This is a genomic window from Streptomyces candidus (assembly GCF_014207445.1).
GTDB classification, from domain to species: Bacteria; Actinomycetota; Actinomycetes; order Streptomycetales; family Streptomycetaceae; genus Streptomyces; species Streptomyces candidus.
Window position 1 is genome coordinate 17,209 of record NZ_JACHEM010000028.1, and the last position, 16,540, is coordinate 33,748.

Consider the following 16,540-nt stretch of genomic DNA (forward strand, 5'->3'; position numbering starts at 1 on the left):
CTCTTCTCTCTGTTGTGCGGGCACCTGCCGGGTCGAAGACGCGGCAGGTGCCGTCCTGGTCGGCCGACGCGGTGTCAGCCGGTCGAGGCGAGTGCCTCGTGGCGCGCGGCCATGCCGTCGCTGCGCACGGTGAACGACAGTTTCCGTACACCCTCCTGGGCGCGCCGCAGCGCCTCGTCCTGAGACGTGCCCACCGCGCAGACATGTGCACCGCGGGCGAAGGAACCGGTGACTCCCCTGAGGCGCTTGCCCGGTTCGCGCAGCACTTCGACGTCGACGACGCCGTCCAGCGCGCGGGCCTCGTCCTCGCCGGCGACCTCCACTATCTCGCCGACCGCGTCCGGGCACGCGTACCAGATGGCAGCCGCGCTCGGCCCGTCGTGCGGGGCAGCGAGGGCGGCACGGACGTCGTCGAGGACCCTGATCCCCACGGCTTGGCGGGCGACGACGTCGATGAGGTCGACACCGCTGACCCGCGCCCACAGTTCCGGGATCTCGTCGCCCGCCGGGCGCAGGTGCGTCTCCACGATGTGGACGGCGTCCGCGGCCACGATGACCTCGGTGTGGGTGACGCCCTGGCAAACGCCGAGGGCCGTCAGCATGTCGGTCACCGCGGCGCGGATGCGCCGGTCGTCGGCTTCCGCAAGCGGAGCGGGGACGACATGCCCGACCTCGACGAAGTGGTCGTGCTCGGAGATCTTCCGGGTGACGCCCACGGCCACGTGCTCGCCGTCCTCGCTCACGCACTCCACGCTGTACTCGTCGCCGCTCAGGAACTCCTCGACGAGCAGGTCCGCCGCGTCCAGGTCGCCGGCTCCCGCGGCACCCCACTCCAGGGCCCTTTCGATATCGGTCGGCCCGTCGATCCGCGTGACACCCTTGCTGGCGACGCCGCGCACGGGCTTGCAGATCAGCGGGTAGCCGGTCCGCTCGGCGACCTTACGCACGCCCTCGACGTCGTGGACGGTCTCGGCGACGACACTGCCGATGCCGGCCTCGGCCAGTACCCTTCGCATCTCGTACTTGTCGGCCACGGCACGCACCGTGTCGGCGGTGTGCCAGGCGAGTCCGAGATCGAGCGCGATGGCCGCGGTCTTCTCCGTGTCCTTCTCCGTGAAGTTGGTCAGCCGGTCGACCGGGTCGATCGTGTGCACGAACCGCGCGGCGGCCACCCATTCCTCGACGGGGGCGTCCTCCCGGAGGACGATCAGGCGCTGGATCTTCTCCCGGCTGCGCAGCCGGGGTACCACCTCCGGCCGGCATATGACGGTCGTGCGCAGCCCGGGCCAGGCGTCGCGGGCGCGGTCAGGCAGATCGCGGCCTCCGCTGACGATCAGAAGATGCTGGGGCGGGGGTGTGTCGGACATGCTTTCCTCCGTCAGTACGCATTCCGCCGGTGGACGGGAATGGGGTCGGTGCGGGCTCCGTCTGGTGACGGGTGGTGAGGTGCTGTCGTCCGGGCGGGTGCCTGGCTCGCAAACCCGGCACGGTCCACGCGCGGGGCACGGGCGCGTGTTCGGCGGTCAGGGGCCGCTCGTGGCGGGCACGGGCTCGGCGCCCGGACCGGGTCCGGCGGCTTGGGAGACGGGCTTCTGCCGGGTGCCGAGCCAGCTCAGAGCAGCGGAGAGCGGGAAGCAGACCGCGATGATCAGCCAGCCGCCCGGCCCCGTCCTGGACAGGAGCCACAGCACCACGACCGGTCCTGCGATCTCCGCCGCCGAGAAGCCCACGTTGAAGAAGGCGAGGTACCGTCCCTGAGCGGCCTCGGGCGACAGGGCGAAGGAGATTTCCCAGGACGACGCCGAGTGCAGCAGCTCTCCGAACGTCAGCAGGAGCAGCGCCGTCATGAGGGTCACGACCGCCCAGCCGGACGTGTCCGACCAACCGCTGGCCGCAAAGGCGACGCAGGCGAACAGCAGCAGCACCGACGACCAGGTGGTGGCCCGGGTCGCAGAGGCCAGACTGTCGATGTGCCGTGTCATCCGGACCTGGCCCAGCACCGTGATCACCGTGTTGGTGGTGATCAGGACGGTAATCATCCAGATCGGCGAACGGGTGTGCTCGGCCACCCACAGCGGCAGCACGGTGATCAGGATCGCGTCGTGCAGGAACAGCACGCCGTTCGCCGCCGTGGCCGCCACGAACCGCCAGTCGCGGATCGGCGGGACGACCGCCTTCGGGTGCTCGCCCTCCGTGGTGTCCTTGGGCACCGCCGGGCCGACCTTGGGCAGCAGCCAGACGAGGGCGAACACCACAAGGAAACTGAACGCGTTACCGATGAACAGCCATTGAAAGGCCGCCTTCGACCCGGTGGTGAGGGCGATGCCGGCAAGCGAGAACCCGACGGTGAAGCCGAGATTGCGCAGGGACCGAATGAATCCCATGGTGCGGTTGCGTTCGGATCCGGTGATCAGGCGGCCCACCAGGGCCTGGTTCAGGGGCTGTCCGGCCCGGTCCATGATGTAGAGCAGGCTGGCCGTCACCACGAATTCCGCGAATCCCTCGACCCGCAGATAGGCCAGGTAGCCGACGGCCCGCCACAGGCAGACCACCAGGATGACGTTCCTCGGGCCGAATCGGTCCGCGAGCATACCCATCGGCACGGTGGTGGCGAGTCCGACAACTCCTGCGATCGCCAGGCCCATGCCGAGTTGTATCTCGCTGAGGCCGGCGAAGCGCGTGAAGTACAGGGCGGAGCCCGCCAGGAACATGCCGGTGCCCATGGAGCCGATCAACGCGTTCACCGCGATGATCCGGGACTCCCGGGTGGCGGGCAGCGCCCCGGTCAACCGGGCTCGCCACGACTTCTGTTCGGTCATCTTCTCTTCCCCCTCGGGAGCGGTCAGAACTGCCCGGCGACGGCTGGTGTCGCCGGTCCGTCCCATGCGCTGCACCAGTGGTGCACCAGTGCGGCCCAGGTGTCGGCCGCCCCGGACGGCAGATAGGTTCTCCGGATCTGCTGCGGGTCCGCGGTCCAGGGCGAGGCGGGCGAGCGGACCGTTCCGAACGCCAGGACGTCCTCGGGAAGGTGCGGTTGGACGGGCACGCCGCCGTAGGGGTAGGCGAACAGCCGGGCCGGACCCGGCCCGTACCGCTCGCGGATGTCGTCGAGCGACCCTCGGGTCTGGACCCTGCCTTCGGTCGCGGGAATGCGGTCGAGGTGAGGGTGAGTACGGGTGTGGGCACCGATCAGGTGTCCCTCCCCCGCCAGCCGGTCGCATGCCTGATAGGTCAGGAAGTCCTCGCGCGGACGGGTGCTGCGCTGCCCCAGCAGGCCGGTGCAGACGAAGAACACCGCCCGGACGCCGAGGCGGTCCAGGATGTCGCGCGCATGGGTCGCGTTGTCCCGGTAGCCGTCGTCGAAGGTGACGAGCACCGTGGGACGCTCTGGCCGGCGAGGACCTCCGTCGGCGAGCAGGTCCGCCGGGTCGTACGGGTCGAACCGCTCAAGCACCTGCTCCAGGCCCCGTTCGAACTCCTCCGGGGACAGAGCGGTGTAATGCCGCACGTCCGGGTGCACATGGTGGAAGTAGAGGACCAACGGCCATCCGGGCGCACTGCCGGTCGCGGGCTGGTACTCGGCCGGGATGCCGGGGACCAGTGGTGGTGCCGTGGTCATCGGGCACCGCCGTCCGCGAGCCGGTCGGTGTGCGGTTGCCGCGCGACCGAAAGGGCACGGGGCACGGCGGAGGGGTCCAGGGCCTGCCGCATCACACGGTCGACGCAACCGGCCAGCTCGTCGATACGGTCGGCGCTCCAGTGGACGGTGGAGTACTTGAAGCTCATCTCCAGCCGCCCGTCGACGATGTCCCCCTCGGCCATGAGCAGGTAGCGCTCCTGCTGGAGCGGCGAGCGGTGAGCGCCGAAGCTCTCCTGCGCGGGGCGCAGCACCGTGCCGGGTGCGCGCTGTTCCATCCGCAGGAGGTGCCCGCGGAAATTCAGCCGGACCCGGGGGCGCGGGCACGCCGCGAGCGCCGCAAGTTCCGCAGGGTCGGGCGACAGGAAGCGCAATGCGTCGAATCCGTAGCGGCGTTCGGGCAGCGCGGCAGGTCCGTCGAGAGCGGCGACGAGCGCGGACATGCCTTCGCCCTCCCAGCACAGGACAGCCGGGTAGGTGCTCTGGACGTAGCCGACCGTGCGGGACAGGTCGAGGTCGCCCGGGGACACGTCACGGCTGTGCGCGTAGACGTCGACGCCGTGCACAGGCTCTCCTGTCCACGCCGCCAGACCGCCGACGAGGCAGCCGAGCGCGAAGTCGTGCGGGGCGATGCCGGCGGCGGGTAGGCGGTGGGTCACCGTTCGGGTGGCCTCCACGGGCAGCCGGAATCGGTGGGTGCGCAGGGTGGGCAGCGGGGCGGGTCCCTCCGCGTCGGGACGCAGCACTGCGAACTCGCGGGTGTGCGCCACCCACTTGGCGGCGTCCGCACGTGCTTGCGCGGTGTGCACCCAGTCCCGCAGCGCGGCGCCGATGGCCCGAGGTCCTGTCGCGGTGGCTCCCGGCCGACCGTCGCCCAGCAGCAGTTCGAGGTCGTCGACGAGCAGGCCCATCGAAACGCCGTCGAGGACGAAGTGGTGCACGGTCAGCAGCAGTCGGGCACCGGCCTCTGCGCACTCCGCGTACAGCAGTCCGAAGACCCGGCCCTCCGCGAGGGACATCGACGTCTGGGCCGTGGCCAGTGCCCCCTCCAGCCGGGCGGTGCGTTCCGGTGGTACGAACGCGGCCAGGTCGACGGTGCGGACGGCGTCCGCGGGATCAGTCTCCTTCAGTACGACCGTACCGTCCTCGCACAGGGCCGTGCGCAGCGCAGGGTGACGTCGCTGCAGCGCCTCGGCAACCCGGACGAGACGGCGGGTGGAAAGCCCGGAGTCGGTCGTGAACAGGGCGTTCAGACAGAAGTGGTCGCGTTCGGGCAGGTCGCCGTCGTGCAGCCAGCGGTGCTGGGCGGGCAGCAGGGCGAGCGGGCCGGCCGGCTCCTCCTCGACGGTGTCAGGCGCGTCGCGGTGCTCCGCCCTGGCGACGGCGGCGCGGGCGGTGCGTCCGACGAGCAGGTCGGCAGGGTGCATGGAGGTGCCCTGCGCCCTCAGTTGCGCGCAGACACGCAGGGCCATGAGGGAGTCGCCGCCCTGGGCGAGGAAGTCGTCGTCGGGGCCGAGCTGCGGCGCGAGCAGCAGACCGCGGAGCAGGACGAGGACCCTCTCCAGCGGCTCCTGTGCCTCAACGGGGCCGTCCGGGGCGTTCGTCGTGCCGGCGGCGAGGGCTGTTGCGGCGGCCTCGGCAGCCGCCCGGCGGTCGGTCTTGCCGGAGGTGGTCAGGGGCAGCCGGTCGAGTACCGCGATGCGGCCCGGCACCAGGTAGGCGGGGACCCGGCGCCGCAGGTGCTCCCGGACCGCCCGGGGGTCGGGGCCGGACGCGTTGCGGGCCACGGCGGCAGCGAGCACGTTTCCGCCGGCGCCGTCGTCGAGGGTGAACGCGGTCGCGGAGGTGATACCGGGGGTGTCGAGCAGATGGCGGTCGACCTCGTCGAGCTCGATGCGGTGGCCGCGCACCTTCACCTGGTTGTCGACGCGGCCCAGGAACTCGATGCCGCCGTCCTCCCGGCGCACCACCATGTCGCCGGTGCGGTACATCCGGGCCCCGGGGTCCGCCGCGTACGGGTCCGGCACGAATCGCTCCCGGGTCCTCGCGGCGTCGTACAGATAGCCTGTCGCAAGCAGTGCGCCGCCGATCCACAGTTCCCCCGGCTCGCCGTGGGCGACTGGGCGGTGGTCCTCGTCGAGCACTCGTGCCACGCGGTCGCCGACCGGCTTGCCGATGGGTAGACCGGCCGTTCCCGGCACGTCGTCGCCGGGAGACAGCACCAGTGCCGTCGCTGTGATCACTGTCTCGGTGGGGCCGTACCCGTTCACGAGCACGGTGTGCGCGAGAGGGGTGCGGCGGTGGGCACGGGCGTCGGCGGTGGTGGCGTTCTCCCCGCCGACGACGACCGTACGGACCCCGGCGAAGGACGGTCCGTCGGCGCCATCGAGCTCCACGCAGAGCATGCGCCAGTAGGCGGTGGGGAGTTGCAGGACCGTCACCCCCAGCTCCGCGGCGAAGGCCGCCAGTTGCGCGGTGTCGGGGGTACTGTCCGCGCCGTGGAACGCGAGGGTTCCCCCGGCGACGAGAGTCGGCCAGATCTCCTCCTGGGCGACGTCGAATCCGAGGCTCGCGAACTGCAGCACCGTGCTGTGCGGCCCGAGTGCGAACAGGTCGACGGACGCGGTGACGTGACCGGCCAGCGCCCGGTGTCCCACCAGGACACCCTTGGGTGCCCCGGTGGATCCCGACGTGTAGACGACGTATGCGCCCGGGTCGTCGAGCGGGGTGGATCCGTCGGCGGGGTCCGCCGGGGACGTGGTGGTCGTCCGTTCCGCGGGAACCTCCAGGAGTTCCGTCTCTTTGTCGAGGACCACGACGGCTCGGCTGTGGTCGAGGATGTGCGCGAGACGTTCCGCGGGGGTCCGTGTGTCGACGGGCACGAACGCGGCGCCCGCGAGCCACGTCGCGAGCATCGCGACGACCGCCTCCGGGCCGGCGGGCATACGCACGGCGACCGTGTCGCCGCGCCGTACACCACGGGTCGCCAGGGCCTGCGCGGCCTGTTCGGCACAACTCCACAATTGTCGGTAGGTCACCGTGTCGTCCGGTGTCCGCAGGGCGACGGCCGCGGGGCGAGCAGCCGCGTGGGCCCGAATCAGTCTCAGGATTGCGGGGTGGCCGGTCATGCGGACTCGCCCTTTGCGGTCGTGCCGGGCCCGCTGGGGTCGAGGACGAGCCGTGCGTGGGTCAGCAGTTCGGTGTCGTACATCCGGTGCCTCTGCACGACGATCGTCAGGTCTGCTGCGGCGAGGTCGGCCACCAGGTCCCGTCCGGCGGGCACGGGTCGGCTGCGTGCGGAGAACGTGCTCACATACGGGTCGTGGAACATCACCTCGGCTCCCGCGCCCAGCAGTTCGACGGCGAGCGGCTCGGCCGGCGAGTGCCGGGTGTCGGCGACGTCCGGCTTGTAGGTGACGCCCAACAGCAGAACCCTGGACCCGCGGACAGCAACGTTGTTCGCGGCAAGGAGTTCCTGCGCGCGCGAAGCGACCCAGACAGGAATCGAATCGTTGATCCGCTGCGCCTGCTCGGCCATCCGGAACGGCACCCCGGCCTGCGTGGCTCGGTGGACGAGGTACAGCGGGTCGACCGGAATGCAGTGGCCGCCCACACCCGCGCCAGGACGGAACGGGGTGAAGCCGAAGGGCTTGGTGGCGGCAGCGGCGATCGTGTCCCAGACGTCGACCCCCAGGCGGTGACAGATCTGAGCGAACTCGTTGACCAACGCCAGGTTCACCTGGCGGTAGGTGTTTTCGAGAATCTTCGCGGCCTCGGCCTCACGACTGGAGCGGGTGACGTGCACCCGCTCCGTGAGCCCGGCGTAGAACGCGGCGGCGCGAGCGCCGCACTTCTCCGTCAGGCCACCGACCACCTTCGGCGTGTTGTGGAAGCCGTACCGGGTGTTGCCCGGGTCCACCCGCTCCGGCGAGAAGGCAAGGTGGAAGTCCACGCCTGCGGTGAGACCGGACCCCTCCAGAATCTCGCGGATGACGCCGTCGGTGGTTCCTGGGTAAGTGGTGGACTCGATGATCACCAGTTGTCCGGCCGTCAGATGTTGGCGGACCGTGCGTACCGCGGAGAGCAGCGGCTCCAGGTCCGGCACACCGTGGGTGTCCACCGGCGTGGGAACGCAGAGGGCGACGACGGAGCACTCCCGGAGGAACGCGGGATCAGTGGTGGCGTCCAGGAGCGGCGCCACGGATTCCAGCTCGGCACGGGTGACTGTGTCGACGGGCGTGCGGCCGATGTTGACCTGCGCCACGAGGAAGTCGCTGAGGTCGAGTCCGCGGGTGCGGTGTCCACCCGCCGCCGCGGCTACGGCGAGGGGGAGCCCCGCGTAACCGATCCCCACGACGGCGACGTCGACCGTCCGGTCATGGTGCGCGGTTGGAACGAGGTCGGTGAGGACGGGCCGAAGCGGCCCGGGCGGTGCGGCGGCAATGACATCCATCGGACTCTCCTGGTGCGCGATCTGGGCGATGAAGGGTAGGGCGGCAGCGCCCTACCACCAGCCGTTGTCGCCCTGAGGCAGCGGCTGGATCGTCGTCCCCGAAACCGACGCGAGAACCCGGTCGTGCGCGGTGGCCGTGTCGGCCGTGACGGCGTGCACCGTGAGGGCCGTGACGAACAAGGAGGAGCAGAGGAGAGCTCTACAGACGAAGGCGCGGAGCGTTATAGACATGCGTGTCCCCCGATGGACTATGACGAGTGCGGAATCCGGCGGAGCGGAAGCGGCGACGCCCTCCCGTCCTGCTGGCAGACCCATGCTGCTGTCGTGCCACCTCAGGGTTCAAGCCGTGCCGACGGCGACGTCCGGTCATGGCGACAAGACGTCAGAGCCCGCCTCCGTCTCAGCATGCGAGATGAAACGGAAGAAGATTTTCCCCTTCCTCGCAGTGGCACGTAGAACCCGCCGTTGAGCCGCCGCCGAGCGGTCCCACGGCTTTGGATCCGTCAGGACTCCCGGCTCAGTGCAGAAGCCCCAATTCAGCGACACGCAGGGCCGCCTGGAAACGGGTCTGGACACCGAGCCGGTCCAGCAGACCCGTCATGAAGCGGCTCAACGTGCGGGGGGAGATGCCAAGATGACGAGCGATCACTTCGTCCTTGACACCGTCGGCGAGCATGCGCAGGACGGCGAGCTCCTGGGAGTCGAGTTCTCCTCCGCGGGCGTCCCCGGCCGTGGCCGGACGAATGGGCACCGAAGTGTGCCAGCAGTAGTCGTACAGCGCGTGCAGTGACCTCACCAGCGTATGCCCATGGACGGCGAAGGCCCCCTCACTGCTGTCCTGCGGATTGATGGGCAGCACGGCGAGATCGTCGTCGAAGAGGATCATCCTCAGGGGCAGATAGTCCGCGCTGCGCACCTCGCGCAGCACCCGCTCGGCATCCGCCAGATACGCTGCCATGTACGGGATTTCGGTCGTCCGTCGGGAGTAGAGCGTCTCCACCCGTATGCCCCTGCTCTCCATCTCCTTGTCGCGCAGCAGCATGTCGTCCATGAGCTCCTCCGGCGGAGGCCCGCCGGGGTGCATCGACCGCATGGACACATTGCACGTACTGCCCGCGTCATCAAGGAAGGTGTTGACGAGAGCCGCCGTCGGCAGCGTCTCGACTTCGACCGCCTCGCGCCGCTCGTCACGCAATCGCGGATAGTCGCCGATCAGCGAGGCGATGGCTCCGCGGATTCTGGACACATGCTGCATGTGCGCCTGGGCCTGGCGCTCTTCGGCGGAGAACAACCGCGTCAGCGCGGCCTCCGGCGTGACGGTCACGTAGCCGCACGGTGAGGAGGACGCAGGAGCCAGCAGGCCGATGGCACAGAGCGCGTCGCACGCTTGATCCGCCTCGGCGAGGGAGCAGCGCACCTCGGCCGCGAGTTGTTCGAGTGACCAGGCTGGATTCCGGTAGATCAGCCCGTAAAGTCGCCGACGCAACCGCTCGGTCTCCTCGTTCACGCATCCCCCTCAAGTCGTCCTCGTTCCTCACCATGATGGCGGGAGACACATCCTCCACCTCGGCTCGTCACGAGGCCACGGCTTTGCAGCCCGCGGGGATTCCGACCGGTGACCCGCCCCGGGGGCGGGTACTGCCGACCGCCAGGCAGCCGGGAACGACCGGCCGACGGCCGATCCGGGCGACGCACAAGGCGCCCAGTCCCATGTCGACCGCAGCTCGCGCGGATCGGTGACCGTGCCTGGAGCGAAGCCCCGGATGCGGCCGGCGAGCGTTTGCTCCCGCACCTCGGCGGGGGCACGCGCGAGAAGTACCGGACCGAGGCCCGTGGCCGTGCCCGCGAGCTCGCGCGGTTCACATCAAGGAGGTCGCGGACGTGGGGCCACCGACAGCTGCGGTACTCGGTTGGGCGCGGCTGTTCCTGGGTCAGTTCGTCGGCCGCAGCGGCTGCGCACCGATGCACCAGATCTCGCGGAGAGGACGCAGGGGGTCGGAGTCGTTGCGCGGTGGGGTGTCCCAGATGCGGGTTTTAGGGTGGGGTGTGCTGTACGGCGGCCAGTGGGTGCCGGGGTCCAGCGGGCGGCGGCCGGCAGAGCCGGTCTCCGCCCTGACGAGGTCCTGGCGCAGCTTGCCGAGCGGGTCGTGGTGGGCGAGGACGGCACCGTCTCCGTACCACCGTTCACGCCCACCAGGTGACTGTCCGCGACCGTCGCGGACCTTGCCGGACTTCACTGGATATTCGGAGCTGGCGAGACAGTAGTCGATGATCGTCAGCAGGGCACTTTTGCCGCGGCGAGAGTCACCGGTGACGATGTTGAGGCCTCCGGGCGTGAAGGGCACCGTGTGTACTTGGCCGGGTTGCTTTCCATAGATGGTGACCGCGCGGATCTGAAAGGTCACGGCTGGACTCCCAGGAGGGTAAGGACGGTACCGAAGCTGCCCGTGCTGGGCAGCCAGCGCCCGAGCATGAGGGCTGCCTGCTGGATGGCTCTGGTCTGCTGCGTACAAGGTTTCCCGCACACCTGGTGGTGGGGCCAGGCCCAGGGGTTCGACCGCGGGGACATGTGCGTCGCCTTCGCCGGGGGTCTGCTCGGCCGAGGACTGTTGACCCTGCCAGTCGGCGGCGTAGTAGTCAGTACCGCAACAGCATGATCAGCTTGCTTCCGCCCGTCGCGAGGGTACAAGGCGGCGAACGTGACGGCCGGTGGACGATAAAGGCCCGCAGCCACCGCTATCGGGTCCGGCTCATGGGTGAGGCAAGCGGCAGTCAGCCCCGGAGGCTGCCGATCCCGCTGCTGGAGCCGCACCGGTTCGCCTACTCGACACAGCATCTGGCCGGGAACCTTCAGCTGGAGATCTTCCGCGACGGAAAGCCGTACTACGCCGGACAGTCAACGCTGGCCAGCCTGGAAGCCGGTTCAATTGGCGCCCGGTGAGTCCGGTTTCGCCAGATGATTTAGCGGCGGATCGCGCTGCCTGCCCTTCGTGGCCGATGTGATCGGCGCGGTCGATGGTGGCGGCACAACGGCGCGCCTGCGGGCGGGAGTTGGGCTTGGCACCAACGACGGATCTGCTGGGCGACGCCGCTGGCGAAACCCGGTCGCGCGCCGCCGCGGACCTCGTGCGCTCCTTCGCGGGCGGGGCGTGCGAAGGCGGCTTGAGCCGCACGGCTATGGCAGCCGGGCGGACCTGATCCCCAGGTCCGCCCGGCAGCCGGGCCGGTGTTCTGTTGAGCTGCGGCTCAGCTCCGGGCCGACCGCGGCACCGAAGGCTCGGTACCGGCGCGCCCGCACACCGAGGCCGCGACCCCGGCGGCGAAGGCGAGCGTCTCCCGCACCTGCTCCTGGCTGAGCGCCGGGGCGGCTCCCACCCGGTGCGCGCCCGAGGTGATGAGGGCGCTGAGCACGGCTGCCGTGAAGGCGTCCCCGGCGCCGATGGTGTTCACCACGTCCACCGGGACCGCGGGCACCGAGACCGGGGGTCCGGTCGGCGGGTACGCCGTGCTGCCGGCGGCGCCGCGGGTCAGCACCACCAGACGGCCGCCCGCGGCCAGTGACCGGCAGGTGGCCTCCGGTTCGGCGTCCGGCCACAGCCGGGCCAGGTCCTCGTCGCTGGCCTTGACGACATGCGCCAGGTCGCACAGTTCACGCAGCCGGGCGTGGCCGTGGTCCGGGCCCAGCGTGCGGTCCTGGCGGACATTGGGGTCGACGACGAGCAGCGAGCTCTCGGCCGCCGCGCGGGCGGTCGCCGCCACCGCGTCGGCCGCCGGTGCGACGACGGCGGCGAGCCCTCCGACGTACACCGCCGCGAAACGGGAGACCTCAGCGGTCCGTTCGGGCAGCTCGAACGTGGCGGTGTCCTGGAGGTGGAAGTGGTAGCCGGTGCCGTGCGCGCCCGGGTCGGCGACCGCCAGGGCGGTGGGGTGCGTGGAGCGCGCGGTAAGCGCCAGGCCGACGCCCGCCGCCTCCAGCCGCGCCTCGATGGTGCGCGCGAACCCGTCGGCGCCGAGCCCCCCGGCGAAGGAGACCGGGGTCCCCAGCCGGGCCAGCGCGACGGCGACGTTGGACGGCGCCCCGCCGGGCTGGGCGCGCAGCAGGTCGGCCGCGTCCTCGGCGTCCGGCCCCGGCGGCGCGGGGACCAGGTCGATGAGGGCCTCGCCCATCACCAGGACGGCGTCGGGGCCGCCGGTCACGGCTGGACCACGATCTTGCGGCCCTGGCCCGACTTGAACTGGTCGATGGCCTGCGGGTACTGCTCCAGCGGCAGCCGGTCGCTGATGAACACCGCCGGGTCGAGGACTCCGGCGGCGAACAGCGCGGCGGCCCGCTCGAAGCTGTGCAGGACCGCCATGGAACCGGCGATGGTGATCTCCTGGTTGTAGATCCGGTACGGCTCGATGACCGCCGTCGTGGCGTAGTCCGCGACACCGAACTGCAGGAACGTGCCGCCCTTGGCGACGCGGCCGATGCCGTCCTGGATGGCCCGCGCGTTGCCGGTCGCGTCGATGACGACGTCCCAGCCGCGCGGCCGGTCCAGTTCGTCCGCGGCGGCGCCCGACCGGGAGCAGCCGAGCAGGTCCGCGGTGGCGAGCCGGTCCGGGTTGACGTCGAGAACGTCGACGGCCGCCGCTCCGGTGCGTTTGGCGAGCTCCAGCATCATGAGGCCCATCGTTCCCGAGCCGTAGATCAGCACCTCGGCGCCGAGGTTGCCGCGCAGGACGTCGTAGCCGCGTACGGCGCACGACAGCGGCTCGATCAGCGCCGCGTCCCTGACGTCGATGTGCTCGGGCAGCCGTACGCAGTTGGCGACGGGCGCCACCGCGAACTCGGCCGCGCCGCCGGCCACGGTCACGCCGATGGCCGCCCACCGGTCGCAGAGGTTGCCGCGACCGGAACGGCAGTAGCGGCATTCGTGGCAGTGCAGGGAGGGGTCGACCGCGACCCGGTCACCCACGGCCAGTTCGGTCACGTCCGCGCCGACGCCGACGATCTCACCGGCGAACTCGTGCCCGGGGACGATCGGCAGGGTGGGCGCGAACTCGCCCTGCAGGATGTGCAGATCGGTACCGCACAGCCCGCAGGAGGCGACCTTCACGACGACCTCACGGCGGCCGGGCGTCGGGTCCGGGACGGTCGTGACGGACACCTTGCCGGGGGCTTCGACGATCGCTGCCCTCATTTCACAGCTCCAAGCGACAGGCCCTGGACGAGTTTGTCCTGGGCGGCGAAACCGGCGGCGAGCACCGGCAGGGAAACGACGACGGAGGCGGCGCACAGCTGGGCGAGGAACAGGCCCTGGCTGGTGACGAAGCCCGTCAGGTAGACGGGGGCGGTCTGGGCGACCACCCCGGTGAGGACCCGGGCGAAGAGCAGTTCGTTCCAGCTGAAGATGAAGCAGATCAGCGCGGTGGCGGCGATCCCGGGGGCCGCGATCGGTGCCACCACCCGGAAGAGGATCGCCGGCAGCCGGGCGCCGTCCATCTGCGCGGCCTCGATGATGGACACCGGCACGTCGGCGAGGAAGGACTGCATCATCCACACCGCGATCGGCAGGTTCATCGAGGTGTAGAGGATGACGAGCAGCCAGACGTTGTCCAGCATCCCGACGTTCTTGGCGAACAGATAGACGGGCAGCAGTCCGGCGACGACCGGCAGCATCTTGGTGGACAGGAAGAAGAACATCACGTCGGTCCACTTGCGGACCCGCCTGATGGACAGCGCGTACGCCGCGGGCAGCGCCAGGACCAGCACGAAGAGCGTGGAGAAGAGGCTGGCCGTGACGGAGTTGATCAGCGGCGGCCAGGGGCTGGCGCCGGCGCTGAAGAACTCCCGGTAGCCGTCGAGCGTCAGCGGCGCCAGGATCGACGGCGGGTTGGTCGCCGCGTCCGGCTCCGAGTGCAGCGAGGTGAGCAGCATCCACAGCGCGGGCAGGCAGAAGGCGATGCCCGCCACCCAGGCCAGCAGGCCGAGTGCGCCGGAGCGCCGGTTGCCGCGGCGCGCGGTGGGCGCGAGGACGCGTGGGGTCACGGTGGGGGCGGGTGGGGCGGCCGGGGCGGTCATGCGCGGTTCGCCTCCTCGTTGAAGAGAGACGAGACGACGCGCAGCGCGAAGGTGGCGATCACGATCGTGCCGAGCACGACGACGACTCCCGCGGCTGACGCCAGCCCGTACTCGTGGGCCTGGTAGAAGGTCTGGTAGATGGTGTACGGGAGGTTGGCGGTGCCGAGTCCGCCCGAGGTGATGGTGAACACGGCGTCGAAGTTCTGGACGATGTAGACGGAGCCCAGCAGGATGCCCAGTTCGAGGTAGCGGCGCAGGTGGGGCAGTGTCAGATAGCGGAAGATCTGCCAGGGGCTCGCGCCGTCCAGCCGGGCCGCCTCCATCATGTCGACGGGCCTGCTCTGCAGCCCGGCGAGCAGGATCAGCATCATGAACGGCGTCCACTGCCAGATGAGGGCGATTTCCACCGCGGCCAGCGGCATCTGCGACGTCCACTCCGGCTGGGCCGGTGAGGAGTCGCCGAAGATCCCGGCGATCCACGCCCAGGCCCCGTTGAGGAGCCCGTACTCCGGGTTGTACAGGGCGTGCTTCCACAGCAGTGCGGCGGAGACGGGCACGATCAGGAAGGGCGTGATGAGCAGGGTGCGCACGAAGCCCCGGCCGAAGAAGGTCCGGTCGAGCAGCAGTGCCAGGAGCAGTCCCGCCACCACGCTGACGATCACCACGGTGACGGTGAGCAGCACGGTGGTGAGCACCGATTCGCGCAGCGCCGCGTCGGTCGCCACCGACTGGTAGTTGGACAGTCCGGTGAAGGCCCGGTCGTCGGGGTCGAGCGAGTTCCAGTCGAAGAGCGAGATCACCAGCGTGGCCACGAAGGGCAGTTGGGTGACGACGATCAGGAAGATCAGGGCGGGCATGAGGGGGGCGCGGGTCGCCCAGGCGCGGGCCCGCCGGGACCGGACACGGACGGGCGCGGCCGGGTCGGTGGAGCGCGCGGGGCGCGCGGGTGCTTGCGGCGGCGTGCCGACGGGGGCGCTCATCGGTACTCCTCGGCGACCTTCTCGGCCAGTTTCTGCGAGGCGCGCAGGGCCTGGTCCACCGATTGGTGTCCCGCGATGGCCTCGCTGATCTCCTGGGCGACCTTGGTGCCGAGGTCGGTGAACTCGGGCACGCCGACGAACTGGATGCCGGCCGTGGGGCGGGGCTGGACGCCGGGATCGCGCGGCTGGGCGCTCGCTATCGCCTGGTGGGTGACCTCGGCGAAGGCCGAAGCGGCCTTGCGGTACTCGGGGTGGGCGTAGGTCGAGGCCCGTTTGCCGGCCGGCACATTGGCCCAGCCCGCCTGCTGCCCCGCCAGCGTCTCGTACTCCTTGCCGGACGCCCAGGAGATGAACTCCCATGCCTTGTCGTGCTTCTTGGACGCCTCCTGCATGCCCCACGCCCAGGTGTAGAGCCAGCCGGAGCTCTCGGTCCTGTCCACGGGCGCCGGTACGTAGCCGATCTTCCCCTTGACCGGTGAGCCCTCGGCCTCCAGCGATCCGGCGCCCGCGGTGGCGTCGTACCACATCGCCGACTTGCCCTGCGTCATGTTGTTGAGGCACTCGGCGTAGCCGGCCTGCGCCGCCCCGGCCTCGCCGTGTTCGCGCACGAGGTCGACGTAGAACTTGGTGGCCTTCTTGAACTCCGGTGCGGTCAGGCGCGGTTCCCAGTCCTCGGTGAACCAGGTGCCGCCCATGGTGTTGACGACCGTGGTGAGCGGTGCGATGACCTCGCCCCAGCCGGGCAGGCCGCGCAGGCAGATGCCCTTCATCCCGCTCTGCGCGCCGTCCGCCTCGGCCGCGAGGTCGGCGACCTGCTGCCAGGTGGGTTTCGGCGGCATTTCCAGTCCCTTCTCGGCGAAGACGTCCTTGCGGTACATCAGGAAGGAGGACTCGCCGTAGAAGGGCTCGGCGTAGAGCTTGCCGTCCTCGGCGGTGAGCGAGTCGCGCAGGGGCTTGAGGATGTCGTCCTGGTCGAAGGCGGTGTCCTGGGCGGCGTAGTCGTCGAGTTGGCGCAGCCAACCGTTCTTCGCGAAGAACGGCACTTCGAAGTTGCTGATGGTGGCCACGTCGTACTGGCCCGCCTGGTTGGAGAAGTCCTGGCTGATCTTGTCGCGTACGTCGTTCTCTGGCAGCACCGTGAAGTTGACCTTGATACCGGTCTCCTTGGTGAAGTGCTCGGCGGTGAGCTTCTGCAACTCGACCATCTGCGGGTTGTTCACCATGAGTACGTTCAGGGCGTCACCGCCGCCGAAGGAGGTGCCGCCGGCTCCGGCGCACCCGGCGACGAGCGTCATCACCGCCACGACGGCTGTGCCCGCGCCGACACGCGCGCCTGGGCCGCGTGGTCGTTGCTTGAGGTGCATGGGTTCTCCCGGTGGTTGGGCATGGCGGACCGGCCCCCGGCG

Annotated in this window: 14 protein-coding genes; 1 reads left to right on the top strand and 13 read right to left on the bottom strand. The window is 70.4% G+C overall.

Going from position 1 to position 16,540, the window contains the following annotated elements; all coding sequences use genetic code 11:
- Positions 1–74 precede the first annotated feature (74 nt).
- From HNQ79_RS30855 to HNQ79_RS30890, 8 genes are all read right to left on the bottom strand, one after another.
- Positions 75–1,367, bottom strand: coding sequence for an ATP-grasp domain-containing protein (locus HNQ79_RS30855; protein WP_185036285.1), 1,293 nt, complete (start codon positions 1,365–1,367; stop codon positions 75–77).
- 156 nt (positions 1,368–1,523) lie between these two features.
- Positions 1,524–2,819: an MFS transporter gene (locus HNQ79_RS30860; protein WP_221508330.1), complete on the bottom strand. Its 1,296-nt coding sequence runs from the start codon at positions 2,817–2,819 to the stop codon at positions 1,524–1,526.
- A gap of 23 nt (positions 2,820–2,842) precedes the next feature.
- Positions 2,843–3,619, bottom strand: coding sequence for a polysaccharide deacetylase family protein (locus HNQ79_RS30865; protein ID WP_185036286.1), 777 nt, complete (start codon positions 3,617–3,619; stop codon positions 2,843–2,845).
- Positions 3,616–6,765, bottom strand: coding sequence for a non-ribosomal peptide synthetase (locus HNQ79_RS30870; RefSeq protein WP_185036287.1), 3,150 nt, complete (start codon positions 6,763–6,765; stop codon positions 3,616–3,618). The genes HNQ79_RS30865 and HNQ79_RS30870 overlap by 4 nt, the downstream gene beginning before the upstream one ends.
- Positions 6,762–8,090 carry a nucleotide sugar dehydrogenase gene (locus HNQ79_RS30875; protein ID WP_185036288.1) on the bottom strand — a complete coding sequence of 443 codons (1,329 nt, stop codon included), beginning with the start codon at positions 8,088–8,090 and terminating at the stop codon, positions 6,762–6,764. The genes HNQ79_RS30870 and HNQ79_RS30875 overlap by 4 nt, the downstream gene beginning before the upstream one ends.
- 51 nt (positions 8,091–8,141) lie before the next feature.
- On the bottom strand, positions 8,142–8,321 hold the full coding sequence (locus HNQ79_RS30880) for a hypothetical protein (protein ID WP_185036289.1): 180 nt from the start codon (positions 8,319–8,321) through the stop codon (positions 8,142–8,144).
- A 286-nt stretch (positions 8,322–8,607) separates the two neighbouring features.
- Positions 8,608–9,597, bottom strand: coding sequence for a helix-turn-helix transcriptional regulator (locus tag HNQ79_RS34650; RefSeq protein WP_185036290.1), 990 nt, complete (start codon positions 9,595–9,597; stop codon positions 8,608–8,610).
- Positions 9,598–10,021: 424 nt separating this feature from the next.
- Positions 10,022–10,495, bottom strand: coding sequence for a hypothetical protein (locus tag HNQ79_RS30890; protein ID WP_185036302.1), 474 nt, complete (start codon positions 10,493–10,495; stop codon positions 10,022–10,024).
- 347 nt (positions 10,496–10,842) lie between these two features.
- On the opposite strand from HNQ79_RS30890, the gene HNQ79_RS30895 reads away from it, so the two are divergent.
- A complete protein-coding gene (locus HNQ79_RS30895) occupies positions 10,843–11,031 on the top strand; it encodes a hypothetical protein (RefSeq protein ID WP_185036291.1) in 189 nt (62 codons plus the stop codon).
- A 305-nt stretch (positions 11,032–11,336) separates the two neighbouring features.
- Here the strand turns inward: HNQ79_RS30895 and HNQ79_RS30900 are convergent, their stop codons facing one another.
- Genes HNQ79_RS30900 through HNQ79_RS30920 form a run of 5 tightly spaced genes read right to left on the bottom strand, consistent with a single transcriptional unit; the run spans position 11,337 to position 16,498 of the window.
- A complete protein-coding gene (locus tag HNQ79_RS30900) occupies positions 11,337–12,287 on the bottom strand; it encodes a PfkB family carbohydrate kinase (RefSeq protein ID WP_229923786.1) in 951 nt (316 codons plus the stop codon).
- Positions 12,284–13,273, bottom strand: a complete 990-nt coding sequence (locus HNQ79_RS30905; protein ID WP_185036292.1) for a zinc-dependent alcohol dehydrogenase family protein — start codon at positions 13,271–13,273, stop codon at positions 12,284–12,286. Before HNQ79_RS30905 ends, HNQ79_RS30900 begins: the two co-directional genes overlap by 4 nt.
- On the bottom strand, positions 13,270–14,154 hold the full coding sequence (locus tag HNQ79_RS30910; protein ID WP_173317350.1) for a carbohydrate ABC transporter permease: 885 nt from the start codon (positions 14,152–14,154) through the stop codon (positions 13,270–13,272). Before HNQ79_RS30910 ends, HNQ79_RS30905 begins: the two co-directional genes overlap by 4 nt.
- Entirely contained in the window at positions 14,151–15,134 is a 984-nt protein-coding gene (locus HNQ79_RS30915; protein WP_185036293.1) for a carbohydrate ABC transporter permease, read from the bottom strand. The genes HNQ79_RS30910 and HNQ79_RS30915 overlap by 4 nt, the downstream gene beginning before the upstream one ends.
- Positions 15,131–16,498 (bottom strand): ABC transporter substrate-binding protein, encoded by a 1,368-nt coding sequence (locus HNQ79_RS30920; RefSeq protein WP_185036294.1) that lies wholly within the window; start codon positions 16,496–16,498, stop codon positions 15,131–15,133. The genes HNQ79_RS30915 and HNQ79_RS30920 overlap by 4 nt, the downstream gene beginning before the upstream one ends.
- Positions 16,499–16,540 lie beyond the last annotated feature (42 nt).